General features: G+C 38.3%; 23 protein-coding genes. 21 read left to right on the top strand and 2 right to left on the bottom strand.

The genetic code is table 11. The annotated features are described in order from the left end of the window. Nucleotides 1-3 precede the first annotated feature (3 nt). From ACPDHL_RS07515 to ACPDHL_RS07490, 6 genes are all read left to right on the top strand, one after another. Nucleotides 4-660: a uroporphyrinogen-III synthase gene (locus ACPDHL_RS07515; RefSeq protein WP_430532161.1), complete on the top strand. Its 657-nt coding sequence runs from the start codon at nucleotides 4-6 to the stop codon at nucleotides 658-660. 36 nt (nucleotides 661-696) lie between these two features. After that, nucleotides 697-1,725, top strand: coding sequence for a uroporphyrinogen decarboxylase (gene hemE, locus ACPDHL_RS07510; RefSeq protein WP_430532160.1), 1,029 nt, complete (start codon nucleotides 697-699; stop codon nucleotides 1,723-1,725). Nucleotides 1,726-1,789: 64 nt separating this feature from the next. Further along, a complete protein-coding gene (locus ACPDHL_RS07505; RefSeq protein ID WP_430532159.1) occupies nucleotides 1,790-2,149 on the top strand; it encodes a hypothetical protein in 360 nt (119 codons plus the stop codon). 300 nt (nucleotides 2,150-2,449) lie between these two features. Further along, nucleotides 2,450-3,370 (top strand): oxygen-dependent coproporphyrinogen oxidase, encoded by a 921-nt coding sequence (hemF, locus tag ACPDHL_RS07500; RefSeq protein WP_430532158.1) that lies wholly within the window; start codon nucleotides 2,450-2,452, stop codon nucleotides 3,368-3,370. Between the two features lie 31 nt (nucleotides 3,371-3,401). Then, nucleotides 3,402-4,394 carry a porphobilinogen synthase gene (gene hemB / locus ACPDHL_RS07495; RefSeq protein ID WP_430532157.1) on the top strand — a complete coding sequence of 331 codons (993 nt, stop codon included), beginning with the start codon at nucleotides 3,402-3,404 and terminating at the stop codon, nucleotides 4,392-4,394. A gap of 164 nt (nucleotides 4,395-4,558) precedes the next feature. Further along, nucleotides 4,559-4,972, top strand: a complete 414-nt coding sequence (locus ACPDHL_RS07490) for a c-type cytochrome (protein WP_430532156.1) — start codon at nucleotides 4,559-4,561, stop codon at nucleotides 4,970-4,972. A gap of 78 nt (nucleotides 4,973-5,050) precedes the next feature. Here ACPDHL_RS07490 and ACPDHL_RS07485 read toward each other — a convergent pair whose 3' ends face one another. Together ACPDHL_RS07485 and ACPDHL_RS07480 are read right to left on the bottom strand one after the other, a co-directional pair. Then, nucleotides 5,051-5,842, bottom strand: a complete 792-nt coding sequence (locus tag ACPDHL_RS07485) for a hypothetical protein (protein WP_430532155.1) — start codon at nucleotides 5,840-5,842, stop codon at nucleotides 5,051-5,053. A gap of 129 nt (nucleotides 5,843-5,971) precedes the next feature. Next, nucleotides 5,972-6,832, bottom strand: coding sequence for an alpha/beta hydrolase (locus ACPDHL_RS07480; RefSeq protein ID WP_430532154.1), 861 nt, complete (start codon nucleotides 6,830-6,832; stop codon nucleotides 5,972-5,974). Between the two features lie 192 nt (nucleotides 6,833-7,024). Between ACPDHL_RS07480 and ACPDHL_RS07475 the strand changes: the two genes are divergently transcribed. From ACPDHL_RS07475 to ACPDHL_RS07405, 15 genes are all read left to right on the top strand, one after another. After that, the gene (locus ACPDHL_RS07475; RefSeq protein WP_430532153.1) at nucleotides 7,025-8,626 is read left to right on the top strand and encodes a fumarate hydratase; all 1,602 of its coding nucleotides are present in this window, start codon (nucleotides 7,025-7,027) and stop codon (nucleotides 8,624-8,626) included. 160 nt (nucleotides 8,627-8,786) lie between these two features. After that, the gene (locus tag ACPDHL_RS07470) at nucleotides 8,787-9,527 is read left to right on the top strand and encodes an SDR family NAD(P)-dependent oxidoreductase (protein WP_430532152.1); all 741 of its coding nucleotides are present in this window, start codon (nucleotides 8,787-8,789) and stop codon (nucleotides 9,525-9,527) included. A gap of 383 nt (nucleotides 9,528-9,910) precedes the next feature. Next, nucleotides 9,911-10,951: a 23S rRNA (adenine(2503)-C(2))-methyltransferase RlmN gene (gene rlmN / locus ACPDHL_RS07465; protein ID WP_430532151.1), complete on the top strand. Its 1,041-nt coding sequence runs from the start codon at nucleotides 9,911-9,913 to the stop codon at nucleotides 10,949-10,951. Between the two features lie 95 nt (nucleotides 10,952-11,046). Beyond that, the gene (locus ACPDHL_RS07460; protein ID WP_430532150.1) at nucleotides 11,047-12,027 is read left to right on the top strand and encodes a polyprenyl synthetase family protein; all 981 of its coding nucleotides are present in this window, start codon (nucleotides 11,047-11,049) and stop codon (nucleotides 12,025-12,027) included. A 75-nt stretch (nucleotides 12,028-12,102) separates the two neighbouring features. Further along, a complete protein-coding gene (locus tag ACPDHL_RS07455; protein ID WP_430532149.1) occupies nucleotides 12,103-12,711 on the top strand; it encodes a hypothetical protein in 609 nt (202 codons plus the stop codon). A gap of 305 nt (nucleotides 12,712-13,016) precedes the next feature. Further along, on the top strand, nucleotides 13,017-13,589 hold the full coding sequence (locus ACPDHL_RS07450; RefSeq protein ID WP_430532148.1) for an RNA polymerase sigma factor: 573 nt from the start codon (nucleotides 13,017-13,019) through the stop codon (nucleotides 13,587-13,589). Further along, complete coding sequence (locus ACPDHL_RS07445) at nucleotides 13,571-14,206, top strand: hypothetical protein (RefSeq protein ID WP_430532147.1); 636 nt, start codon at nucleotides 13,571-13,573, stop codon at nucleotides 14,204-14,206. Before ACPDHL_RS07450 ends, ACPDHL_RS07445 begins: the two co-directional genes overlap by 19 nt. Continuing rightward, complete coding sequence (locus ACPDHL_RS07440; protein ID WP_430532146.1) at nucleotides 14,190-15,338, top strand: hypothetical protein; 1,149 nt, start codon at nucleotides 14,190-14,192, stop codon at nucleotides 15,336-15,338. Before ACPDHL_RS07445 ends, ACPDHL_RS07440 begins: the two co-directional genes overlap by 17 nt. Before the next feature lie 11 nt (nucleotides 15,339-15,349). After that, on the top strand, nucleotides 15,350-16,552 hold the full coding sequence (locus ACPDHL_RS07435; RefSeq protein ID WP_430532145.1) for a hypothetical protein: 1,203 nt from the start codon (nucleotides 15,350-15,352) through the stop codon (nucleotides 16,550-16,552). 42 nt (nucleotides 16,553-16,594) lie between these two features. After that, on the top strand, nucleotides 16,595-17,794 hold the full coding sequence (locus ACPDHL_RS07430) for a carboxypeptidase-like regulatory domain-containing protein (protein ID WP_430532144.1): 1,200 nt from the start codon (nucleotides 16,595-16,597) through the stop codon (nucleotides 17,792-17,794). 76 nt (nucleotides 17,795-17,870) lie between these two features. Continuing rightward, complete coding sequence (dnaG, locus tag ACPDHL_RS07425) at nucleotides 17,871-19,847, top strand: DNA primase (RefSeq protein WP_430532143.1); 1,977 nt, start codon at nucleotides 17,871-17,873, stop codon at nucleotides 19,845-19,847. A 505-nt stretch (nucleotides 19,848-20,352) separates the two neighbouring features. Next, a complete protein-coding gene (gene aspA, locus ACPDHL_RS07420; RefSeq protein ID WP_430532142.1) occupies nucleotides 20,353-21,762 on the top strand; it encodes an aspartate ammonia-lyase in 1,410 nt (469 codons plus the stop codon). A gap of 19 nt (nucleotides 21,763-21,781) precedes the next feature. After that, nucleotides 21,782-22,852, top strand: coding sequence for a type II asparaginase (locus ACPDHL_RS07415; protein WP_430532141.1), 1,071 nt, complete (start codon nucleotides 21,782-21,784; stop codon nucleotides 22,850-22,852). 114 nt (nucleotides 22,853-22,966) lie between these two features. After that, entirely contained in the window at nucleotides 22,967-24,319 is a 1,353-nt protein-coding gene (locus ACPDHL_RS07410; RefSeq protein WP_430532140.1) for an anaerobic C4-dicarboxylate transporter family protein, read from the top strand. A gap of 27 nt (nucleotides 24,320-24,346) precedes the next feature. Further along, nucleotides 24,347-25,519: a porin gene (locus ACPDHL_RS07405; protein ID WP_430532139.1), complete on the top strand. Its 1,173-nt coding sequence runs from the start codon at nucleotides 24,347-24,349 to the stop codon at nucleotides 25,517-25,519. Nucleotides 25,520-25,872 lie beyond the last annotated feature (353 nt).

Below are 25,872 nucleotides of genomic sequence, written 5' to 3'. Positions count from 1 at the left end.
AGTATGCCAAGGGTTTTATCAACGCGAATCTTAAGCGATGCACATCGTCAACTCTTCCATACATCCAATGTACAATGGGTGGAGAAGGACTTCATAGCGATCGAACCTCAAGCATTTACAGTAGAGGCCGTTCGAGATTTGGTGGTATTTACCAGTCAAAACGCGGTGAAAAGCGTCTTGAATAACCCCCATGCGCAGCTGTTAAAAACAAAACCAGCCATTTGTGTAGGGGTGAAAACAAAAGCCCTTTTAGAACAAGAGGGCTGGGAAGTGAAGGCATGGACACATTATGCTAAAGAGTTAACTGCAGTGATTGAACGCGATTTTTTTTCTTGTAGTTTTTCTTTTTGCTGTGGCAATATTAGGCGCGAAACCTTGCCTACCTTTTTTAAACAACACAACCTCATATTTGATGAGTATGAGGCGTATCAAACGGTAAAACAGCCCCATACGCTTCAAAATAAAGTAGAGGGGATCTGTTTTTATAGCCCATCGGCAATTGAAAGTTTTTTGCAAAACAATCAAGTAACAACAGAAGTTTGCTTTTGTATTGGCGATACAACTGCAGACGCACTCAAAGGAATTACAACGCAAATCGTCGTAGCGAGTCAACCGACTATCGAAGCTACTTTATCGGCTTGCTTAGCATATTATAAATAGTGTCAGCTAAAATTGACGTACTTAAATGGTTTAGAAATGATTAAAAATGATTTATTCTTAAGAGCTTTAAAAGGAGAAACGGTGGAAAGACCACCTGTTTGGATGATGCGTCAAGCCGGTAGATACCTACCCGAATTCCGTGCTTTACGAGATAAATATGATTTTTTTACCCGTTGTAGAATGCCTGAAATCGCAGCTGAAATTACGGTACAACCAATTCGTATTGTAAAACCAGATGCCGCTATTCTATTTTCTGATATTTTAGTTGTTCCACAAGCGATGAATATCGATGTGGAAATGAGACCAGGTGTAGGACCTTGGGTTCCCAATCCCATTCGCTCTGCCAAAGATGTGGAACAAGTAATTATTCCAAATATCGAAGAAACCTTGGGCTATGTGATGGATGCCATCAAAGTAACCAAAGAAATGTTGAATGATGAAGTGCCGCTAATTGGATTTGCAGGTTCGCCTTGGACGATCTTCTGCTATGCTGTAGAAGGAAAGGGATCTAAGAGCTTTGACCTTGCCAAAGGATTCTGTTTTTCTGATCCAGTAGCGGCCCACACATTATTGCAAAAAATTACGGATACCACTATCTTATACTTAAAAGAAAAAGTAAAAGCAGGAGTAAATGCTGTACAGATCTTTGATTCATGGGGAGGAATGCTTTCACCAGTGGATTACCAAGAGTTTTCGTGGAAATACATCAACCAAATTGTCGAGGCTTTAGCTGAAATTACACCTGTTATCGTATTCGGTAAAGGATGTTGGTTTGCTCTTCCTGAAATGGCGCAATCCAAAGCTTCTGCTCTAGGTGTTGACTGGACTTGTAGCCCACAAAATGCGCGTTTATTCACCGGAGGAAACATTACACTTCAAGGAAACTTTGACCCAAGTCGATTGATGTCGCCAATTCCGACCATTAAGAAAATGGTACACGAAATGATTGATGCTTTCGGAAAAGATAAGTATATCGTGAATTTAGGACATGGTATTTTACCTCACATCCCCGTAGATCACGCCAAAGCTTTTATCGAAGCGGTAAAAGAATACGAACAAAAATAAAAGAAATCACCCAAGAAAGGTTAACGCAACTGCCGAAACCTTTTTTGTTTTTATCGAATGACCTATGTTAAACAAAGGAGTTAAAAGCGAAGAAGACAGACGTATAGAATCGATTGTCGTAAAACTTTCATCGATTGGATTTGTTCCCGATGATCTAAAAGTAAAAGAGGAAATTGACAAAGAATTAGCAAAAATAGGGTTAACCTACGCTATTTTGTTCGAAATGGAGGCTACAGCTTTGAATCAACAGTTGTTGCAATTCAATTTTGGATGGGATCGCATGGAACAATTTGCCGATGTACTCGTTAACTGGTCCAAAGAAGAAGAGCAATTCAAAGCCAAAGCGAAAAGTTTATATGCCTTTATTCAAAAGGAAAGTAAAGCCTTTTCCTTTGAAATCATGGCTAAAATTGCACAATTATAAATAGATGATGCGCTATTTGAGAGGGGGAATTATAGGAGGATTCAGTTTATGGTGCGTGATACTAGTTATGCTCATGTATGTAAATCTCATTCATAGTCGCGAACCTTTTTGCCCGGAGCATATACCCAATAACCATTTCTTTTGGGTGCTAAGTGGTAGCGCAATGTTAGCTTACCTCTTGCTGTTTGGAATAAACACAATAGCACGTAAGAATAAAACAAAACAATTTAGGATTATCACTTATTTGTATCTTAGTTTCCTGTTGCTATTGGGACTAGGATATGCTGTAGACTATATACTATGAAAGAACAATTTTATCAATATATACAGCAACTCCAAGATCAAATCACCACGCGATTAGAAGAAGTAGATGGAGAGGCTAAATTCCAACAAGACCTTTGGGAACGTCCCGGAGGAGGAGGAGGAAGAACACGTGTGATTGAAAACGGACGTGTCTTTGAAAAAGGAGGAGTGAATATCTCTGCTGTACACGGAGTATTACCCGCAACGATGCAAAAGTATTTTAACGTAGGTGATGTTGATTTTTATGCCTGTGGATTAAGCTTAGTCATTCACCCAAAGAGTCCAATGGTGCCAACAGTACATGCCAATTGGCGTTATTTTGAGATGTATGACAAACAAGGACATGTCGTGCGTTCTTGGTTTGGTGGAGGACAAGATTTAACCCCTTACTATCTGTTTGAAGAAGACGCTATTCACTTTCATCAAATCTGTAAAATGGCTTGTAATCAACACGATGTTGCGTTTTACCCACAGTATAAAAAGCAATGCGATGAATACTTTTGGAATGCACACCGAAATGAAGCCCGTGGAATAGGAGGTTTATTCTTCGATCGACTGGAAGAAACGGCCGAAAAAACAACCCAACAATGGTATGATTTTGTTACTACCGTAGGGAATAGCTTTTTAGAAGCTTATGTGCCTATTGTCGAAAAACGCAAAACAATAGCTTATACAGAGGAACAACGTACATGGCAAGAAATCCGACGTGGGCGTTATGTAGAATTTAATTTAGTACACGATAAAGGAACGCTGTTTGGACTAAAAACCAATGGGCGTATCGAATCTATTTTGATGAGTTTACCACCTCATGTGCAATGGGTCTACGACCATCAACCCGAAGAAGGAAGCGAAGAAGCAAAATTGCTAGCAGTATTAGCTAATCCAATAGAGTGGATAACAGTAAATAGTAAGCTGTAAACCATAAACCGTACACCGTAAACCAAATAATATGTTTCCATTACAAAGAGGTAGAAGATTAAGAACAAGTGAGTCTATTCGTAGTCTAGTAAGAGAGACGATTGTGACTCCACAAGATTTTATGTTTCCCATGTTTATTGCAGAGGGAACCAATGTAGAAGAACCTATTTTATCCATGCCAGGGATTTACAGACGATCTGTAGATTTAACGGTAAAAGAGGTAAAAGAACTATACGCTTTGGGTATTCGCGCAGTGAATATTTATGTAAAAGTGAGTGATCATTTAAAAGACAATGCAGGAACAGAAGCATGGAATGTCAATGGATTAATGCAAACGGCGATTAAAGCGATTAAAGATGCATGTCCAGGGATGATTGTCATGCCTGACGTTGCCTTAGATCCCTATTCGATTTATGGGCACGATGGTATTATTGAAAACGGAAAAGTAGTCAATGATGCAACGGTAGATGCTTTAATGCGAATGAGTGTTTCCCATGCAGAGGCTGGAGCTGATTTTGTAGCACCAAGTGATATGATGGATGGTCGTGTGTTGCGCATGCGTGAAGCCTTGGATCAATCGGGCTATACGGATGTGGGCATTATGAGCTATTCCGCCAAGTATGCTTCCGCGTTTTATGGACCTTTTAGAGATGCACTTGATAGTGCTCCAAGAGCGGATGTTGAAATTCCAACGGATAAAAAAACCTATCAGATGGATTATGCTAACCGCCTAGAAGCCATTAAAGAAGCACTATATGACGTAGAAGAAGGCGCAGATATTGTGATGGTAAAACCGGGGATCGCTTATTTGGATATTGTACGTGAGGTAAAAGATGTAGTAAACGTACCTGTTTCTGTTTATCATGTATCCGGAGAATATGCCATGGTCAAAGCAGCCGCAGAAAGAGGTTGGTTGGATCACGATTTAGTGATGATGGAGCAACTAACCTGTATCAAACGCGCAGGGGCGAGTATCATCTCCACCTATTTTGCAAAAGAAGCAGCAATCTTGCTGAATAAATAAAATAGAAAGCTCAGATTGTTCTGAGCTTTTTTTGTTTTTAGTCGATGCACAGCGATCTGAATCAAGAGTCGATGTCGTTTTTTTACATAAAAAGGAGTGATTTGTGAAAGAGAGAAACAGGATTGTTTTTGTACATTTGATACAACAAAAAAATAAACAACACTATGCGCAATACACTCATTAAAACGATTCCTTTTTTCGTTGCCCTCCTTGTATTCTCCTGTGGAAAAAAAGAAGAAAAACAAGCCATGCCTGAACCAGTATATGAATCAGAACGCGGCGGAGCAACCGAAATGACCCAAGCAGAAAAAATTGCACTTGGAAAGAAAATATTCGAAGGAAAAGGAACCTGTGCTTCTTGTCACTTGGCAGATAAGAAAGTCATCGGACCGAGTATTAGAGAAATTATTGAAATTTACGATAAACACGATGTTAGCCTAATCTCATTCTTGAAAGGACAAGAAGAAGCCATTGTGGATCCTGCTCAATTTATTATTATGCAGGCCAATTTAGAGATCACCAAAAAAATGAGTGATACCGAATTAGAAGCTTTGGAAGCCTACATGCGTAGCATGTAATTCATCCTATTTTACAAGTTATTGTCATCTAAATAAAAAAGCTTGCGTGTAGATTCGTCACTCAAGCTTTTTTTGTTGTTATAAATTCTTTTTGATTTGGTCGATTTTAATTCCTCGATTCGATGAATACACCACCTTATCATCCTTTTTGATCATCACGTAAGGAACCGCTTTGGATTTCAAATTGTAATTGGGAATCAATTGCTTAATTAAATCCTCCGAAGTAAATAACTCCCAAGGCGTTTCTAATAGCCCAAAGTTTTGGTATACAGTCCCTTCTGTATAGGTTTTGATGTTATCTGCTGAATTAATATACAAAGCAGTAAACGGAATGCCTTGATAAGCAGGATCACTAGCCAATTGATTCAGGTCAGAATAAGCCAGCATACAAGGCCCACAAGTCGTAGACGTAATAATAAATACCCCGTCTCTAGCTAATAGCGTTGGCAAATCATAGGTTTGCCCGCTAAAAGTCGTAAACTCAGCCACATCAGTTGTAGCAATTGCTGTATCAACTAGATTTGAGGGTTGAGTGTTGTCAAAAGAGATCGTTCCGTCTTCTTCAATAACAATCTCTCTATTCTCCTGATCGATGATGGTGATCCGATTGCGAACACCTGTTAAATCATAAGAAAAAATTTGGTAGTACACGCCAAATTGATCCCCACTGCCTTTTCGAAGTAAATCGGAGTCAATGTATCTTAGCTTGTCCTTGGACGACATCTTCATGGTGCTTTTAAAGGCCTGTAAATCTTCAGGAGATAAGTTTTCAAGTAATAATGGGAAGTGTTCTTTGATGTAGTTGTCTTTCTTTGATTGACCGATAGCGAGGGTTGTGCCTAAGAGAAATAAAAGTAGTGTTTTTTTCATGGTTGGATTGGATTATACATTTTCGCTGTATAATCCAATTGGTATACCATGATTTATCTTATTTGTAACGGGTTGTTTACCAGTTTGTTGTTTTTTTCTTTTGTACAAGACTGTTCAGTAGTGAACGCTTTACTGTGCGGTTTTGGTTTTGTGAAATCCTTTTTTTATCGCATTGAGTGTTGCTTGATGTAATACAGTGGCATGTACTTCGTCTGGCATATAATCAAACGTCGCGTGAATCATAGGGTTTTGTTGAAGGAACGAATAGAAACGAGTCCCCACTTCGTACATCATTTCATCTTCTTCTTTGCTTGGAAGACCCACATACACATGGACCGGGTGTTTAATCTTATTCAATAAACATACCGTTGTTTCGTCTAACAATTTTTCTTCCCCCCACCAAAAACTCGGACTTACAATCACGTAATTCGAGAATACATGCGGGTGTTTGATTAAGAGGTAAGAAGACATTAATCCCGCTAAAGATTCACCAACAACAGTGCGTTCACTGGTGGTGTTGTAGTGTTGATCAATATAGGGAATCAATTCACCTTCTAAGAAAGCCGCATAAGGTTCAGCACCGCCATATTGAGGAAAAAAATCCTTGCTATACTGGAGGTTGTCTAAAAAGTCGATATTCGGTACAGCAAAAGTAAAGTCCCTTCTGCGGTTGGTGTTTTCAATTCCCACAACAATCGCTTCTGGAAAGCGGTCAACCCACGGTTGTGAATTAACGCGGAACAATCCCGCTAGGTGAATAAAATCTTCTTCTACACCACCGTCTAAAATGTAAACCACGGGATACTTTATCGTATCATTGGGTTGGTAGTAGGGAGGAAGGTAGATGTTTATTGTTCTATTCTCGTTTAAGATGTTCGATGGTAAGGAGATAGATTCCCCCAGTGATATTTGTTGCGCTTGGGTTTGCCCAAAGAATAGGAGAGCGAACACACCCAAAGCAAGGGATACAACTTTGTTTAAAATGGTCATAGGTTTTTATTTAATAAAACCAAAAGTACAGAAAATGGGAGGATACGGACGAAGACCAGGAAAAAAAGAAGGAGATTAACACAGAGTATTGGTTTCAAAGCCCGATAAACAGGGAGTTATTTAGAAACGTTCTACGGTTTTTCCATTGGTATATTTCGTAATTTTATCGGACAAAAATAAACGAATTATCCAATGGACTTTATATATCAAGATCCGTATCCAATTCTAAAAGACGATACGAAGTATAAAAAAATTTCTACTGATTTTGTAAAAATAGAGAAATTAGGGGATCGCGAAATCTTAGTTGTAGATCCAAAGGCTTTAGAAGTTTTGTCTGAAGCAGCAATGACTGATGTTTCCTTTATGTTGAGAACCGCTCACTTAGAAAGCTTAAAAGCAATTTTAGATGATCCTGAAGCCACAGATAACGATCGATTTGTAGCCTATAACCTCTTGCAAAATGCGGTTGTAGCAGTAGAAGGACAATTGCCTTCTTGCCAGGATACTGGTACAGCAATCGTTGTTGCAAAAAAAGGAGAAAACGTATATACGGGATCGAACGATGCAGAGAGCTTGTCCAAAGGAATTTTCAATACCTACCAAAAGAGAAATTTGAGATATTCTCAAATCGTTCCAATCAGTATGTTTGAAGAGAAAAACTCAGGATCAAACCTACCAGCACAAATTGATATTTACGCGACACAAGGGCAAAAATACGAGTTTTTGTTTTTGGCAAAAGGAGGAGGTTCTGCAAACAAAACGTTTTTGTACCAAAAGACCAAATCCCTATTGAACGACAAAAACTTGACGGAATTTATCAAAGATAAGATCATGGATTTGGGTACTGCTGCTTGTCCTCCGTATCACTTAGCGTTAGTGATTGGTGGTACATCTGCTGAGGCCAACCTAGCTGCAGTGAAAAAAGCATCCGCAGGATACTACGATAACCTACCAACCTCTGGAAATATGGGCGGTCAAGCGTTCCGCGATTTAGAGTGGGAGAAAAAATTACAGCTAATCTGTCAAGAATCACATATTGGAGCACAATTCGGTGGAAAGTATTTCACCCATGACGTTCGCGTTATCCGTTTACCACGTCACGCAGCTTCTTGTCCTGTAGGATTAGGGGTTTCGTGTTCGGCTGACCGTAACATCAAAGCTAAAATTACCGCAGAAGGATTGTTCATCGAACAATTAGAAGAAAATCCAGCGCGATTACTCCCTGCAGTTGCTCCACATTTAGAAGAGCCTGTGATTATCGATTTAGATAAACCAATGCAAGAACAATTGGCAGAGTTGACCAAACACCCTATCAAAACACGTGTGATGTTGAATGGAACGGTAATCGTAGCCCGTGATATCGCTCATGCGAAGATTCAAGAGATGTTAGACAACGGCCAAGAGATGCCAGAATATTTCAAAAATCACCCAATTTACTACGCCGGACCAGCAAAAACACCAGAGGGAATGCCTTCAGGAAGTTTCGGTCCAACTACTGCAGGACGCATGGACCCCTATGTGGATCCGTTCCAAGCCGTAGGTGGAAGTATGATTATGTTAGCCAAAGGAAATCGCTCCCAAGCCGTAACTGATGCGTGTAAAAAATACGGAGGATTCTATTTAGGATCAATCGGTGGACCAGCGGCTATCCTCGCCAAAGAAAATATCTTGAGCGTTGAGGTCGTAGATTTTCCAGAATTGGGAATGGAAGCGGTGCGCAAAATTGTGGTAAAAGATTTCCCTGCCTTTATTATCACCGATGATAAAGGAAACGATTTCTTCCAAAATTTGTAAACCAAAATTTGTAAAATAGACAAGAACTCAATACGATGAAAAAGCTGTCTTACTTCGGTAAGGCAGTTTTTTTTTGTTTTAAAAAGCTGTTAATAAAAAGGATGGAAACTGCTTTTGCCTTTTTTAATTTGTAACTTAATAGAAATTAAAAAAGTAAAGTATGAAAATGTTAGAAAATAAAGTAGCTATTGTAACAGGAGGCGCTTCAGGAATTGGAAAAGCCGTTGTTGAACTTTTCGTTAAAGAAGGAGCCAAAGTCATTATTGCAGATTTGAATGTGGAGCTAGGAACAAAATTGGCTGATCAATTAGGAGATGCCGCTCATTTTGTCCAGTCCAATGCTTCCCTTCCCGCAGATAATGAAGCTTTAGTGAAACAAACTATCAAGCATTTTGGAAAATTAGATATTGCCGTTAATAATGCTGGAATTGGCGGGGCTAGTGCACCAACAGGAGAATACGCTATTGAAGAATGGCAAAAAGTAATTTCCATTAATCTTGATGGAGTCTTTTACGGCATGCGCTATCAAATTCCTGCCATGTTGAATCATGGAGGTGGAAGCATCATCAATATTGCATCTATTTTAGGACAAGTGGGATTTGCAGGATCACCAGCTTATGTAGCGGCCAAACACGGAGTGGTAGGATTAACAAAAACGGCTGCTTGGGATTATGGAACCAAGGGAATTCGAATCAATGCTGTAGGACCAGGGTTTATTGAAACGCCACTCTTGTCGAGTATGGATCCCCAAGTCAAACACTTCTTAGAAAGCCAACACGCCATGCAGCGTCTAGGAACATCAGAAGAAGTTGCCGAACTCATCCTGTGGTTGGCTTCGGATAAAGCGTCTTTTGCAACTGGAGGATATTATCCTATTGAAGGAGGATACCTCGCAAAATAAATAAAAAAAAGAGGCTGTCTCCATCGAGATAGCCTTTTTTCTTTAGGTGTTGGAGGGTTTCTCTTTGGGACTTTAGTCTATACATGGTATAGGTTTGACCATGATTCATCTATGCTGCCTCTATAGTATGTCTATTAGAAACCGCTATTTTAATAGAGACACTATAGACTCACTATGGACGTACCACAAACAAAATACAAAGAAGACACCTACTTAATCCGTCTTTTTCTTTGTACTTGCTCGTTTACTCGCTGTTGAATATTCGAGCATTAGTATGGAATCGAATACGATAAGGCAAAGAATAAATACGCTGTTCTCAAGACTCTTTTTTGTTAACTAAATTGGACCGTTAATTATTCAAGTAAAAAAAGTAAATTTGCAGCATGCAAGTAGAGAAAAAAGACATACGTAGTTTATCGAAAGAACAATTGAGAGATTTTTTTGTTTCTCAAGGAGATAAACCATTTAGAGGTAATCAGGTGTACGAGTGGTTGTGGAGTAAAGGAGCCCATTCTTTTGAGGATATGAGCAATCTTGCTAAAACGACCCGTCAAATGTTGGAAGATCACTTTGTGATTAACCACATTCGCGTGGATAATATGCAAATTAGCTCCGATGGAACCATTAAAAATGGCGTAAAGTTACACGATGGATTAATCGTGGAGTCTGTTTTAATTCCCACTGAAAGCCGTACTACTGCTTGTGTATCTTCTCAAGTGGGATGTAGTTTGGATTGTGAGTTTTGTGCAACAGCACGATTAAAACGCATGCGAAATCTAAATCCCGATGAGATTTATGATCAAGTCTTGACGATTGATCAACAAAGTCGTCAAAATCATGGACGCCCGCTTTCGAATATCGTATTCATGGGAATGGGTGAACCTTTGATGAACTATAACAACGTGCAAGCAGCTATTGATAAAATTACGTCGGATGAAGGATTGGGGATGTCGCCCAAACGCATTACAGTGTCTACTTCTGGAATTCCAAAAATGATTCGAAAGCTGGCAGACGATCAGGTGAAATTCAAATTAGCTGTTTCGTTGCACTCAGCTATAGAAGAAACGCGTAATCGAATTATGCCGTTTTCTAAAAGTTTCCCTTTGACAGACCTGCGTGATGCCTTACAATATTGGTATAGTAAAACAAAAAGTAGAATTACCTTTGAGTACGTGGTATGGAAGGGAATCAATGACGACAAGGCTTCTATTGATGCTTTGGTTAAATTTTGTAAACAAATGCCAAGTAAGGTCAATCTAATTGAATACAATCCCATTGACGATGGAGAGTTTCAACAAGCAGACCCACAAGCCATAAACAATTATATTAAAGCATTGGAAAGCAATGATATTACCGTGGTGGTAAGACGAAGCCGTGGAAAAGATATCGATGCAGCTTGTGGACAATTAGCGAATAAATCGTAAGAACAACGACCAAAAGGACGATTACGTCCTTTTTATTTTTCAGATATTTATTTGAATTGTATACTATGACATAAAAAGTCATAAATTTGGTTATAATGAATATTGTACAGCAAATACAGGAACCAATTAAGGTTGAAATGGAACTCTTTGAAAAGAAGTTCCACAAATCGATGGCGACCAAAGTTGCCCTATTAAACAGAATCACCTACTATATCGTAAACCGAAAAGGAAAACAAATGCGACCGATGTTTGTTTTTTTAGTCGCCAATATGGTGCAGAAAGGCGGCGTGAATGAACGTACCTATAGAGGAGCTTCTGTGATTGAATTAATTCATACCGCAACACTCGTACATGATGATGTGGTAGACGACAGTAATAAACGCCGCGGTTTCTTTTCTTTAAATGCCTTGTGGAAAAACAAAATTGCCGTTCTAGTTGGTGATTACCTTCTTTCTAAAGGTTTACTTCTCTCGATTGACAATGGAGATTTTGATTTGTTGCGCATTATTTCAGTGGCTGTACGTGAAATGAGTGAAGGCGAACTACTGCAAATCGAGAAAGCTCGTCGTTTGGACATTACAGAAGATATTTACTACGAAATTATCCGTCAAAAAACAGCAACGCTTATCGCTGCTTGTTGTGCATTAGGTGCTGCCTCTGTACAACCCGATGATACCGAACTGATTGAAAAAATGCGAAAATTTGGTGAGGTGATTGGTATGGCCTTTCAAATCAAAGATGACTTGTTTGATTATACGGATGGTCCAATAGGCAAACCAACAGGGATTGATATCAAAGAGCAAAAAATGACCCTGCCTTTAATTTATGCACTCAATACGGCATCGAAAGATAAACGCAAGTGGTTAATTAATTCGGTGAAAAATCATAACGAAGATAAACGCAGAGTAAAAGAAGTCATTGACTATGTGAAAGAAGCAGGTGGGTTGACCTATGCCACGCAAAAAATGATCGCTTATCAAGAAGAGGCGCTCGCTTTACTTGTCGATTTTCCCGATTCGCCCTTTAAAAAAGCACTGATTACGATGGTTAATTACGTAATTGAACGAAAAAAATAGATTTCTTTCTTTTTGTTTACAACCTTTTGTCTCTTGTTGCGTCTATACAGTAGAACAACCTTAAGACAACAAAAGATGAAAAAAGTAATCACTTCTCTTTTCTTAGCTATAGGTACCTTAACTATGGCACAAGAACAAGAAAATAAGAAACCCGATTTTGGTATATCGGCCTATCTTTTTAATGGAAATGCCCTGTTAGAACAAAAGGGACATGTCGATCAAAATAGCTTTGTCCGAGATGGCGTATCGCTAGAATTTGATGTCAAGTGGAAGGGCTTTGGCGTGTATACCGGTTTGGGAACGTATGAACTGCATGCCAATCGCGTGGTTGATGGACAGTCTACGTTTTTGAAAAATCAATATATATTTATCCCATTTGGAATTACAACTACGTATCCGTTGTTTAGAAAAGCTGGGGTGGACAAATTAAATTTCCAACTCGATTTTGGTGGATATGCAGGACATTTACTTAATTCAAAAGAAAAAACAACAGATTTAACAACGATAGATAAAAATGTTGGTTGGAATTTTGGATTTATAGGAAGAATTGGTGTATCTTACAAGATGTCTAATCACTTGGAGATTAAAGGTGGACTACAAGCAATGTCCGACCTCTCTAAAATAAACACACAAAAAGTAACCAAATCAACGATGTATTTTATTTCCGTTGGTTACCGATTTTAAATCAAACCAACTCATTTTAAATTGTACAGAAAGCCCCATTTATGGGGCTTTCTTGTTTTTCTTTCGCTCTATACTCTACCTAAAAAGAGACGGAAAATAAAAAAAGTTTAGTTTTCATCCCAACCTTTTACTCCTCCTTGCGTCTATGTAATAGATCAACCAATAAATCGCCGCCGCATGAAAGGATTAGTACTGTTTATTATAGGAATGATACAGCTAGCTGTATCTTTTGCACTTCATTTTTTAACTTAATTTAATTTAAAAACGCATTTTTGAATGTTTAAATTAGCGAAGCCAAACTAAAAATGAAATTGATACGACTATATCCTAAAAAAGTAGAGGACTACATTGATGACCTGCGACGTGAAAAGCGGATAGCCCAGCAAGAGGTATACCAATTGTTGTCAGGCAAGATGCTAAGCGTATGTAGGCAATACATTGCAGATTTACACTTCGCTGAAGATGTGATGGTCACCGCCTTTATGAAGGTATTTACGCGTATGGATCAATACGAGAATCAAGGTAGTTTTGAAGGGTGGATTAGACGCATCATGGTCAATGAGTCCATTTCTTTTTTACGAGCACAAAAGAAGTTGACGTATTTTGATGAGGATAGAAACTATCCCCTAGAAGAAGGAAGCGAAGAAGATTGTGATCTTTCAGTAGAGGCAATTCAACTTTTGATCGATCAATTACCCGAAGGGTGTAAAATGATATTCAATTTATATGTTATGGAAGGATATAAACATCAAGAGATCGCAAAAATGCTTCAAATTAAGGAAGGAACTTCCAAATCACAACTCGCACAAGCGAGAAAAATATTACAACAACAGTTAAGAAATTTAAAGAATCAAGGCATATGGAATGGCGTAAAATAGAACAGGAATGGAAAAAGAAGGTGGATGATCGAAGCATTACTCCTTCTACAACTGCTTGGGATAAATTAGCCCAACAGTTGGATGGCCAAGAGAAAAAGGTCAAGAAATTAGCCTATAGAAAATGGATGTCTATTGCCGCTTGTCTGCTGGTTGGAGGGCTTGGAGTAATCGTCATGATGCAGTTGGAGCCTTCCAATACAATCGAAAGTACACCCGTGTATCGTCCAGTGGAAGTGCAACAGGTTGTGATGGAGGAACAACCAGCCTTAGAAGTAGAAAAGACTGCTGTTGAACAAGCCGTTCCAAAGCAATCAGTACCGATAAAGGAACCTGTGTTTGAAGAACGTCATGTACTCGTTCAACAGCTAAATCCAATAGCAGTAGAACTAAAAATACCAGAAGTATCAAATACAGAAGAAGTGGAGGCCTTGCTCAAGGAAGAACTTCAAATACAAAAAACACCAACAAAGGTGATTGTCAATAGCAATAACCTTTTAAAGCAAGTAGAAGGTGAAATTGAAATTGAGTACAGAGATACCAAATTGATGAAAATGAGGGAATCAGCCAAAAAATTTGTAGCAGATATATCAAATAGCAAATATGAAGAACAAAATTAGAGCGATCGTACTATGTTGTGGTTTTTTTGTTGTACCAATAAGCCAGGCACAAGTGAAAGGAAAAGAACAAGACCCTAAAGCCATGGAAAACGAAGCTCTTCCTGCGTTGACGGATCGTTCTTTAAAAGACTTCGACTTTAAAATAAGTCAAATTGCCGTTGAAATTCAAAATACAACCGTACGAGAAAAAGAACAGTTGCGCGTTCGCGTGGATTCAATTAACAATCTAGTGGATCTTGATCTGATGACAGAAGAAGCAGGACAAAAATTAAAGACAGCTTATGCCAAAGAAGCCTCCGAGAAGATTGAAAGAACGGCTGCACTGATGCAAGATAGCCTGACATTGGCTGTACAAAATCAGGTAGATTACGCCATGAAGAGCGGAGAATACCTCAAAATAGCAGATACTAGACAAAGAGGAACTGATATTTTGATAGAAAGGCCGTTTAACTATGAGAAGAAAGGCGAAAAAATGACCAGTGAAAAGCGAACCACTTTTCGTTTAAGCTTGGCTTATGGAATAAGCAATTTGGAGACGGAGGGAGCATTTGCCAATTCGGAAATACGCTATATTCCTTCTAATCTGATTCAAGGAGGGTTTTATTTGAAAACACGCCTAGAAAAAAACAAAAGTTTCCTGTATCTGCGCTATGGGATTGGCTGGACTTACAGTAACTTAAAATCAACGGGTCACCGTTATTTTACAGTAGAAAACGGAGAAACGATCTTGGTAGAGCACGAAAAAAACCTGCGAAAAGCAAGATTAACAGTTGGAAGTATTCAAGTGCCTATTTACCTAGAGTTTGACTGGTCAAAACCCGTGATCGATGAAAAAACAGGAAAAAAGTATTTTAGAAGTGAAGAGTCTTGGCGGGGGGGAATTGGTGCTTTTGTAAATGTCGATGACAAAGACAGCAAAGGACATCAAGTGTATCGCTACCGAGAAGATGGAGTAGAGTACCGCGTGGATGAAAAAGGCAACTTGGGTATTAATCGCGTGCGATACGGTGTTGGCGCTTATTTTGGATACCGCGCTTGGTCCTTGCAGTTCCAATACGAGTTAACCCCCCTTTTTAAACACAACAGTATCAAACAAAATATATGGTCTTTCGCCATACGATTAGATATCTAAATAGGAGAATTATGAGAAAAAGTATACAACTTTATAGCGTCTTGTTCGTTTTTCTTGGGAGCTTGCTTGGACTTCAGGCTCAAACCCAAGTATTGAAAGGAACAGTTATGGATCGTCAATCTCGAATGGGAATTGAGGGCGTCATGGTGAGTACTCCTGAGGGCACTGATTTTACATTGACCAATAGCGAAGGAGATTTTGTATTGGAGGTAAGTGAACAAGTAGCCTCAGTTTGGTTTAGCCAAATCAACTATGAGGTCAAAGCGGTAAGTACCCAAGCAGCCATGTTAATTGAATTAGAGGCGAGAAGCAACGAACTAGAAGAAATTATAGTGCTGACTAAACCCCTGAAAACGGTTTTTGGCTCTGCATTAGAACGAGTGACGCAAGCCGTGGAACAAGGAGATCGCTATCAAACCTACGTTAGAGCATTTAATCTAATCAATGACGATCTAAGTAATGTAGCCGACGGCCTTGTGGATTTTTATATTGAAAATCCCAAAAAACACCCTTTAATTAATGTCAAGCAAAATCGAGTTCTAACGGCTAAAACAGAGGTAAGTAGTGAAGATAATTTAGACGAGATGCTCAATGTAATAGGGGTGGAGGGTTTGCGCTACGCTATTGGAGATAAACAGCGCGTACGCGATCTTCAAACCATATTAAAGCGAGAAAAGGACTATGAATATGTAATAAAAAAACAAAAGGGAATTCGAGGAGAAGAAACAATTGTCGTTGAGTTTCATCCAAAAGAAAACTTAAAAGGATGGCAGTATTACAAGGGGCATATGGTGTTTACAGCTGACCAAGAGTATTTATTGTCGTATCGCTATGCTTTGGCAGAAAGTTATAAGCACAAACGAGTAGAACTTCCTATGATTTTTGCTCGAATGTTTTTCCAAGATATGGAATACTGTGGAATCTATCGTAAGTATTTAGAAGACTACCAGTTGTCCTATGTGGCCATTTATAGTAATATCGATTTGAGAAGTAAATTATTGGGCAATAATAACATCGTTATCTTGGAAGAGCTGGTGGTAAACAACATCAGTAAAAATGAAACGCTCCCACCTAAGTTGGAAAAGGAATTAAATCTTTTTGGAAGACAAAGCAATTACCAAACCGAGTTCTGGAAAAATAGAAATATTCGATTGCTTACAGCAAGAGAACAAAATACGTTGAAAACACTAGAAATGGTACAGCAAACAAACTAGGTGGTCTTTTTTGATGCGTACTGCTAACTAAATCCGAATAATATGAGTAAAACGATACAAGTTTATAGCGCCTTTTTAATTTTTCTTGGAAGTGTGTTTGGGCTTCAGGCACAAACCCACGTACTGAATGGAACAGTCGTTGATCGTCATTCTCAAAAGGGAATTGAGGGAGTTGTTATTAGTACCGCTGATGGAATGAGTTATACCTTGACCAATGATGAAGGTAATTTTGAATTAACAATAGACAATCAGGTAGAATCTCTATGGTTTAGTCAGATGAATTACCATGTAAAAGAGGTGAGTACAACGACTGCCAGGTTAATTGAACTTGATCTGATCAATAAAAATTTAGAGGAAATTGTCCTGTTTGCTAAACCATTAGCTATTGTTTTCAGTTCCGCCTTACAAAAAGCAAACAATTACGTTGAGAAAGGAGACGTGTATCGAACGTATTCAAGAGAATTTAATATGGTCAATGAAACGTTGAGTAATGTAGCAGATGGGTTAGTCGATTACTATATTGAAAAACCAACGAAAACACCTAAAATTGAAGTGAAACAAAATCGAGTTTTTTATTCGCCAAAGGGTCGTGAAGATGTTGGTTTGGAGGAAATAATGAATACGATGGGTGAAGGTGATATAAGGACGTTTCTTACCGATGAGAACAATATTGAAAAAGTAAAAAATATTTTGGAACAACAAGATACCTACGATTTTGTAACTAGAAAGAAGATTGGAATCAATGGAGAAGAAACAATTGTCGTTGAGTTTGCACCAAAAGAAAATTTAAAGGGATGGAAATATTATGAAGGTTATGTTGTTTTTACAGCGGATCAACACTATTTGCTCGAATATAAAATGGGGTTGTCTAAACCGTATGAAAAAAATCGAAATGTGCATAATTTTCTCATTGCAAAAGCCTATATCCATGATTTTGTTTGGCAAGGGGTGTATCACAGACAAGGAGATCAGTATTTCTTGTTCTATAAATCAGCTCAGTCGGATATTGAGTTGATACGCAAAAAATGGGGAACTAATAGAATTAATAGGTTAAGAGAGGTACAAGTGAATCAAATTGAAAAAAATGTAGCGATTCCCCCAATAGATAAACTGAGGAGAATGAGTCTTTTTTCATTGGAAAGTCATTATCAAACCGAATTTTGGAAAAATCAAAATAGTCGACTATTGTCCAAAAGAGAAGAAGCCATCCTCCGAGCACTAGAAGAAAGAAGTCAACAATAATCATTTACAAATCTAAAGAAGTTGTTTTTACCATAAAGCAACTTCTTTTTTTATCTTTGTGGAACAAATATAAACTATGATTTCCAAAAGTACCATTGATACTGTTTTCGATACGGCTCGTGTAGAGGAGGTAATTGGCGACTTTGTCAATTTAAAAAAAGCAGGAGCCAATTACAGGGGGTTGAGTCCTTTCGTCAATGAAAAGACACCTTCTTTTATGGTATCCCCTGTAAAGCAAATTTGGAAAGACTTTAGTTCAGGTAAAGGTGGAAATGCCATTACCTTTTTGATGGAGCATGAACATTTCTCTTATCCAGAAGCTATCCGCTATTTAGCGCGAAAATACGGAATCGAAATAGAGGAAACGGAACAGACTGATGCAGAGAAAGAACAGCTGAATGAAAAGGAAAGTATGTTTATCGTATCAGAATTCGCCAAGACCTATTTTGAAGATACGTTATCTAATACGGAAGAAGGAAGAGCCATTGGGTTGTCCTATTTCAAAGAAAGAGGGTTTACCTCCGATACCATTAAGGCCTTTGGCTTGGGATATTCTCCAGATAAATGGGATGCCTTTACCGAAGAGGCCTTAAAAAAAGGCTACTCGCTCGAATACTTGGAAAAAACAGGATTGACTATCGTCAAGGATGACAAGCGCTTTGATCGATTCAAAGGGCGCGTCATGTTTCCTATTCAAAGCATGTCAGGTAGGGTATTGGGCTTTGGTGGACGTATTTTGACCAATGATAAAAAAGCGGCCAAATACCTCAATTCCCCCGAAAGCGATATTTACCACAAGAGTAAGGTGTTGTATGGTATCGCACATGCCAAGCAGGAAATAGCGAAAAAAGACAACTGTTATCTAGTGGAGGGCTATACGGATGTCATCCAAATGCACCAAACTGGAGTGAAAAACGTAGTGGCTTCTTCAGGAACAGCCTTGACTCCTGACCAAATTCGATTAATCAGTCGATTGACCCAAAACATTACCATGCTTTTTGATGGTGATGCGGCGGGAATTAGAGCTTCTTTTCGAGGCGTTGACTTAATTCTCGAAGCTGGAATGAATGTGCGTATTTGTCCCCTTCCTGATGGAGAAGATCCCGATAGCTTTGCACGTAAACACACCCTTGAAGAATTAGAAACCTATTTTGAGGAAAATGCAACTGATTTTATTCGTTTCAAAGCCAATGCTTTGATGATAGAATCAAAAGGAGATCCCATTAAAAAAGCGGAGATTATTCGCGATATGGTGACGAGTATTTCAAAAATACCCGATCCTATTAAAAGGGAAATCTACATTCAAGAGTGTTCGAGAATCATGGATATCTCGGAAGAAGTGATTTTTACTTCACTTGCACAAATAAGTAAGAAGGAGGTCGCAGACGCCAATAAAAAGTTCACCCAGGAGCGTCGACAGATGGAAGTGGTACATGCAGAAAAAAAGCCAGAAGAAAGTACAGTCGATGCACTTTATCTTTTGGAACAGCGCATCATTGAAATCCTGTTGTTGTATGGCAATGAAGAAGAACAATTTGTCGAGCTCGTTTTTGAAACCAATGAAGATGACGAAATTGTAGAGGTGGAGCATAAAATCGTACAAAAGGTATACGAGCGGATCTATCTAAGCTTGCAAGAGGATGAAGTGCAGTTGACCAATCCCGTTTTCAAACGACTTTATGCGGATATTATGACTTTCTACCACAACAATGCGTGGAGTTTGGAAGATTACCTCAAACGTTTAGATAGTGAATTATCCGGACAAGTGACAACCATTCTCATGGAAGAAGAAAAGGAGAACCTACATAAATGGGAATCGCAAAATATTTTTGTCAAGCAAAAAAAAGATGGGATTGCCCAATATACTACAGAAACGATCCTAACCCTTCGGATGCATTTAGTAAATTCAATTATTGAGAAGTATAAAAGTAAACTTGGAGGCGTAGAACAAGATCGCGCATTTGAAATACTCGGAATAATAATGGATTATTCTACCTTAATGAATACTTTTTCGAAACGATTGGGCCAAGTTACCACCCGATTTAGGCTATAAAATAGAAACCTCATATACAATGAGGTTTTTTTTTGCGCTATTTTTTTTGATTTAGAACCGCTTGGGCTAAAAATAAGTAATAAATCAAAATGGAAATTAGATTTTAAGATGTAAAAATGCAAAAAAAACAACCTTTAGTATGGATAAAGGTAATATTATGATTTTTTTAAAATATAGATGCTAAAATTAAATACTAACACTAAATTTTTATATATTTGATTGTTAATTATTGTTATTTTTAAGGTTTTTAATATATAAGAAGATTGATTTGAGAATAGTTCTAATGATTTTGTTTTTTGTTAAAAAGAAAAACAGCTTTTATTAAGGTTTATTTAATAAACAAGAGGTGGTTTCATTAATATATGAAAAAAAAATAAAATATTCAATGTGATTTTGTCATACAAGATTTTTTTTTGTAGCATTATTTTTGATGTATAAAATAAAGCATAGCATGCGAATAGAAATAAGATAAAGTATTTACCATAATAATAAAATTTTAAAGCATATGAAAGATACAAGAAGAGAACACGATTTTTTAGGCGAATTAGATATTCCAAATGACAAATATTACGGTGTTCAAACATTTCGTGCAGTTGAGAATTTCACTATTACAGGGATTACCCTTAATCACGAAAAAGGATTAATCAAGGCTTTAGGCGAAGTAAAAAAAGCAGCTGCATTAGCAAATAGAGACTGTGGAGTGTTAGATGCAAAAATTGCTGAGGCAATCTGTTTCGCTTGTGATCAAGTAATAGCAGGAAAATACGACGATCAGTTTGTCAGTGATTTAATCCAGGGTGGAGCAGGAACTTCAGTAAACATGAATGCCAATGAAGTAATTGCCAATGTTGCCTTGGAATACCTTGGACACAAAAAAGGAGAATACCAATACGTGCATCCTAATAATCACGTAAACTGTTCTCAATCTACAAACGATGCATACCCAACAGCTTTTCGCTTGGCCTTGTACTATAAATTGGACGGTTTTTGTCAAATTATTGCCAATTTAGAAAAAGCCTTTGCAACCAAAGGGGAGCAATTTAAAAATGTGCTAAAAATGGGACGTACCCAATTGCAAGACGCGGTTCCGATGACGTTAGGTCAAGAGTTTCACGCTTTTGCAACAACCGTAGGAGAAGACTTATTGCGCCTGCGCGAAGCACAACGCCTCATCCTTGAAGTAAATATGGGAGCTACGGCAATTGGAACTAAAGTGAATGCTCCTGAAGCATATCCTGAATTATGTGTGAAGTACTTGGCTAAAGAAACGGGATTGCCGTTGGTATTATCTCCAGATTTGATCGAAGCAACAAGTGATACAGGTGCTTATGTGCAAATTATGGGTACAGTAAAACGTGCTGCAATCAAAATATCAAAAATATGTAATGATTTGCGTTTGTTGAGTTCAGGTCCGCGTACGGGATTAAATGAGATCAATCTTCCTGCACGTCAACCGGGTTCTTCTATTATGCCTGGAAAAGTAAATCCAGTAATTCCTGAAGTAGTAAACCAAACGTGTTTTTATGTTATTGGACAAGATCTAACAGTGACAATGGCCGCAGAAGCAGGTCAACTTCAATTAAATGTAATGGAACCTGTTATTGGTTTTGCACTGTTTACCTCTTTAGAATACTTAGGCAATAGCTTAAATACACTGATTGAAAAATGTATTGTAGGAATTACAGCCAATGAAGAACATTGTGCCAACTTGGTCATGAACAGTATTGGAATCGTAACACAACTAAATCCTATTCTAGGCTATGAAGCTTGTGCTAGTGTTGCAGGCGAAGCTTTATTATCTGGTAAAAGTGTGCACCAAATTGTTGTGGAAGAACGCAAGTTGATTACACAGGCAAAATGGGATGAGGTTTATTCATTAGAAAACTTAATTCATCCAAAATTAATTGTATCCTAAACTAAAATCACACGATAATATGAAAAAGGTCCTAAATGTTTTGGTTGTCTTTTTACTTGTGTTTCAAGTTCAAGCACAACCAAAGAAAAATAATCAATCAAACAAGGAATTACCTCGCGTCATCATCTTGGCAACTGGAGGTACAATTGCCGGTGCTGGTGAATCATCAACGAAGGCTGCTTATACCGCAGGTAAAGTTCCCATCGATGATTTGTTGAACGCTGTTCCCGAAATGCACAATGTGGCCAAAATCAAAGGAGAGCAAGTGGCTCAAATTGGAAGTCAAGATATGAATGTTGAGACTTGGTTGAAATTGAGTAATCGCATCAACGAGATTTTTGAAAAAAATGAAGCGGATGGAGTAGTGGTAACTCATGGTACGGATACACAAGAAGAAACAGCGTATTTCTTGGAATTAACGGTTAATTCTACAAAACCTGTGGTACTAGTTGGTGCAATGCGCCCTTCTACGGCGATGAGTCAAGACGGAAACCGCAATTTATTGGATGCTGTGATGGTAGCAGCTTCTCCAAATAGTAAAGAAGTTGGTGTAGTAACGGCTATGAATGAAGAGGTATACGCCGCTCGTGATGTAACCAAAACCGTAACAACTAATATGGCTACGTTCAAATCGAGAAACTTTGGACCTATTGGATTGATCTATGATGGAAAAGTGAATTACTACTATAAAACATTGCGCTCACCTGAACAAAAGTTCAATGTGAAAGGATTGACAAAACTACCCCAAGTGGAAATTGTATACGGTTATGCTGATGCGAGTCCAAGAGCTGTTACTACGGCTATAGAAGAAGGAGTAAAAGGAATTGTATACGCAGGAATGGGGAATGGAAACTTTAATGCCCCTGTAGGAGAGGCGTTAGAGCGTGCAGCGAAAAAGGGAATTGCTGTTTGTCGATCTGCCCGTGCAGGTTCAGGAAGAGTAACCTTATTCAATGAAGTTGATGATCAAGCCCTTGGTTTTGTCGTTGCAGATGATTTGAATCCACAGAAAGCTCGCGTTTTATTGATGCTAGCTCTTACTAAGACAAACAATCAACAAGAATTACAAGAGATATTCTTTAACTATTAACTCCTGTTGAGTACATCAAAAGGAAACATAAAGGGGGGAGCGTATAGAATAAATTAGTTGTTCGCTCCCTTTTTTGTACCTAATGATGAGCTTGATGACAGTAAATTAGATGTTATGTTATTGATTCAGTTCGCAATTTTAATTGCTATGATATTAATCGGTTCCCAAATGAAGGGAATAGGATTAGGTGTGATGGGAATGGTGGGGTTGTTAATCTTTGTGTTCGTCTTTCAGATGAAACCAGGAGATCCCCCTATTGATGTGATGTTGGTTATTATGGCTATTGTTTCTACAGCAGCTACCTTGCAAGCCTGTGGGGGATTAGACTATTTAGTTCGATTAGCAGAGAAAGTAATTCGTAGTAACCCTTCTAATATTGTTTTTATTGCGCCATTTACGGTGTATTTCTTTTGTCTGTTCGCTGGAACAGCTCACTTGCTCTATTCATTGCTTCCTATTATTGCTGAGGTAGCTACAAAAAAGAGAATTAGACCCGAGCGTCCCTTAAGTGTATCGGTGATTGCATCCCATTTGGCTATTACAGGAAGCCCGATGAGTGCTGCCACGGCCGCATTTGCTGGAGCATCAATTCTCGCCTACCCAGGTGCGTTAATAGATATCATGAAAGTGTGTATACCCGCTTGTTTAATCGGAATACTAATTACTTGTCTGGTGGTGTTGCGCAAAGGAAAAGAGTTAAAAGATGATCCAATCTTTTTAGAAAAGATGAAAGATCCTGAATTTGCCAAGAGCTTAGATGCCGATGAAGATGCATGTGGAAATCAATTGCCGTTAAAAAAAGGAGCAAAAACATCCGTGATTATTTTTGCCATTGCGGTTTTATTAATTGTTGTAGCAGGAGCTTTTCCGCAATTGTTACCTCAGTTTGAACCAGGGGCAGCTAGTTTGGTTGTTAAAGCCAATGGAGAGCTACAAATGGTAAGTGTTATTAGTATGATTACACTATCTGCATCAGCCTTGATGATGTTGATTACGAAAACAAGTGCAATCAGTGTAACTAAAGTGAGCTTATTCTCCTCTATGGCAACAGCGGTTGTATCCGTTTTTGGTGTGGTTTGGATGAGTGCAACGTTTATGTCACACAACGAGGTAGCAATCAAAGGTTTCTTAAGTGAAATCGTAACCTTATACCCATGGACTTTTGCTATCGCTGTATTTGTATTAGGAGCCTTGATGTTTAGTCAAGCCGCAACAACAAAAACAATGATGCCTTTAGGTATGGCGTTGGGCGTTTCTAACCCGGCGTTAATTGCAATCTTCCCCGCTGTAAATGCAGATTTCGTGCTGCCAGGTTATCCTACTTTATTAGCAGCGATCAATTTTGATCGTACAGGAAGTACAAAAATTGGAAAATTTGTAGTGAACCACAGTTTTATGATCCCTGGTTTAGTCGCTATTACCGTTGCTATTGCAGCAGGCTTCTTGTTGGGCTCCTTTCTACTGTAAGGTACACTCCCCTTAATATATTGAGCTATGAAAAAAACCTTATTATTTCTCGCCCTACTTGTGCAAGTAGGAATGGTTGCACAAGAAACACAAACGACCGCGGATACGTTATCGAAACCGCTACTCCCAGTTGAGAAAATTGATCTGTTGAAAAACGTCGATATGATTTTTAATATGCGTTTTGCCAATGACAATCTTTTTCAAGATGGTAAATTCCAAGAATCAACCTTTAGTAATAATCAATTCCGATTAGAAATTAAAGGTAAAATTCACGAGAAAGTGTATTTTAGATTCAGAGATCGCTATACTAAAAGTACAGACCCCGGAAGTAGAGATAATATTAGTAGAGCAACAGATATGGCGTTCATTGGCGTTTCCTTATCTCCTAAAACACAATTGAACCTCGGTAAGATGAGTGCAGATTGGGGGGGATTTGAATTTGATCTTAATCCAATCGATATCTTAGAATACAACGATATCTTGGAATATGCGGATAACTTCTTAACAGGAGTTGGCTTGACACACCAAGTATCCAAAAATCACTCTTTCGGATTACAAGTGCTCAATTCGCGCGTTTCTGATTTTGAAGATGTATATAAAGGACAAATGCCAGAGGGAATTGAAAAAGCAAAAGCACCAATGGCGATTGTAACCAATTGGAGAGGTAGCTTCTTTGATGGAAAATTTGAAACCATTTATAGTTACAGCTACTTCCAAGAAGCGAAAAATAGAGGAATGAATTATTATTCCATTGGTAATAAATACCAAGATGGTCGATTTAAGTTGATGTATGATCTAAAATACAGCAACGAAGGATTAGATCGAAAAGGAATTATTACAGGAATGATGACAGGAGACAATGTCGTTGCACAACAAGATGTATCGTATTTAGAAAACTGGATCAAAGCAGAGTATTTGATTGCTCCAAAAGTAAATGTTACCCTGACTTTAATGAATAATAATGCCTATGCCAAAAATTTAGTATCTGAAAATAGCGGGGTAAGCCATATTCGTTCAAGCTATGGATTTATTCCAACGGTAGAATATTTACCATTCAAAAATATGAATATTCGCTTTTATGCTTCTTATGTAGGTAGATATTATAATTATTCGAGCTACGCTAAAGAACATTTAGGTCAAGAGAACTATAATACAGGTCGATTAAGTGTTGGATTTATAGCACCGTTGTTGATTTTTTAATTGATACAATTTAAGTTGATAAAAAAAGGAGCGCGAAAGCGCTCTTTTTTTATGGTTTGTTTTTCGCTCGGTTCGCGCGGTTTGTTTTGATGTATCTGTAAGAAGTAAATTTCTTCTCTATTATATATAGGGAGTATTTTTTCTGTATAAGGAAGAATCTTCCTTAGTATTGAATCACGCAAAGAACCTTAAGACGTGCGAACCTCACGACGAGCAAACCGCGCCTTCAAGAACCGCGCCTTCAAGAACCGCGCAACGAGCAAACCGCGCAACAAACAAACCGCGCAACAAACAAACCGCGCCCCAACAAAAAAGCCAAACGCCAAAAAAACTTTCTATGATAAAACGCGTTA

Origin of the sequence: Myroides sp. C15-4 (genome assembly GCF_050522745.1) — a bacterium.
Lineage (GTDB): Bacteria > Bacteroidota > Bacteroidia > Flavobacteriales > Flavobacteriaceae > Flavobacterium.
This window is presented reverse-complemented; position numbering and strand designations above follow the sequence as displayed.

Excerpts from the sequence above, each read along its gene's own strand:
- ACPDHL_RS07490 (WP_430532156.1), top strand. The coding sequence starts at position 4,559 with ATGCGCAATACACTCATTAAAACGATTCCTTTTTTCGTTGCCCTCCTT.
- ACPDHL_RS07450 (WP_430532148.1), top strand. The coding sequence starts at position 13,017 with ATGAAATTGATACGACTATATCCTAAAAAAGTAGAGGACTACATTGAT.
- aspA (WP_430532142.1), top strand. The coding sequence starts at position 20,353 with ATGAAAGATACAAGAAGAGAACACGATTTTTTAGGCGAATTAGATATT.
- ACPDHL_RS07485 (WP_430532155.1), bottom strand. The coding sequence starts at position 5,842 with ATGAAAAAAACACTACTTTTATTTCTCTTAGGCACAACCCTCGCTATC.
- ACPDHL_RS07505 (WP_430532159.1), top strand. The coding sequence starts at position 1,790 with ATGTTAAACAAAGGAGTTAAAAGCGAAGAAGACAGACGTATAGAATCG.
- hemF (WP_430532158.1), top strand. The coding sequence starts at position 2,450 with ATGAAAGAACAATTTTATCAATATATACAGCAACTCCAAGATCAAATC.
- ACPDHL_RS07440 (WP_430532146.1), top strand. The coding sequence starts at position 14,190 with ATGAAGAACAAAATTAGAGCGATCGTACTATGTTGTGGTTTTTTTGTT.
- hemB (WP_430532157.1), top strand. The coding sequence starts at position 3,402 with ATGTTTCCATTACAAAGAGGTAGAAGATTAAGAACAAGTGAGTCTATT.
- ACPDHL_RS07460 (WP_430532150.1), top strand. The coding sequence starts at position 11,047 with ATGAATATTGTACAGCAAATACAGGAACCAATTAAGGTTGAAATGGAA.
- ACPDHL_RS07455 (WP_430532149.1), top strand. The coding sequence starts at position 12,103 with ATGAAAAAAGTAATCACTTCTCTTTTCTTAGCTATAGGTACCTTAACT.
- ACPDHL_RS07475 (WP_430532153.1), top strand. The coding sequence starts at position 7,025 with ATGGACTTTATATATCAAGATCCGTATCCAATTCTAAAAGACGATACG.
- ACPDHL_RS07445 (WP_430532147.1), top strand. The coding sequence starts at position 13,571 with ATGGAATGGCGTAAAATAGAACAGGAATGGAAAAAGAAGGTGGATGAT.
- ACPDHL_RS07430 (WP_430532144.1), top strand. The coding sequence starts at position 16,595 with ATGAGTAAAACGATACAAGTTTATAGCGCCTTTTTAATTTTTCTTGGA.
- ACPDHL_RS07470 (WP_430532152.1), top strand. The coding sequence starts at position 8,787 with ATGAAAATGTTAGAAAATAAAGTAGCTATTGTAACAGGAGGCGCTTCA.
- hemE (WP_430532160.1), top strand. The coding sequence starts at position 697 with ATGATTAAAAATGATTTATTCTTAAGAGCTTTAAAAGGAGAAACGGTG.
- ACPDHL_RS07515 (WP_430532161.1), top strand. The coding sequence starts at position 4 with ATGCCAAGGGTTTTATCAACGCGAATCTTAAGCGATGCACATCGTCAA.
- ACPDHL_RS07410 (WP_430532140.1), top strand. The coding sequence starts at position 22,967 with ATGTTATTGATTCAGTTCGCAATTTTAATTGCTATGATATTAATCGGT.
- ACPDHL_RS07405 (WP_430532139.1), top strand. The coding sequence starts at position 24,347 with ATGAAAAAAACCTTATTATTTCTCGCCCTACTTGTGCAAGTAGGAATG.
- ACPDHL_RS07415 (WP_430532141.1), top strand. The coding sequence starts at position 21,782 with ATGAAAAAGGTCCTAAATGTTTTGGTTGTCTTTTTACTTGTGTTTCAA.
- ACPDHL_RS07435 (WP_430532145.1), top strand. The coding sequence starts at position 15,350 with ATGAGAAAAAGTATACAACTTTATAGCGTCTTGTTCGTTTTTCTTGGG.
- rlmN (WP_430532151.1), top strand. The coding sequence starts at position 9,911 with ATGCAAGTAGAGAAAAAAGACATACGTAGTTTATCGAAAGAACAATTG.
- ACPDHL_RS07480 (WP_430532154.1), bottom strand. The coding sequence starts at position 6,832 with ATGACCATTTTAAACAAAGTTGTATCCCTTGCTTTGGGTGTGTTCGCT.
- dnaG (WP_430532143.1), top strand. The coding sequence starts at position 17,871 with ATGATTTCCAAAAGTACCATTGATACTGTTTTCGATACGGCTCGTGTA.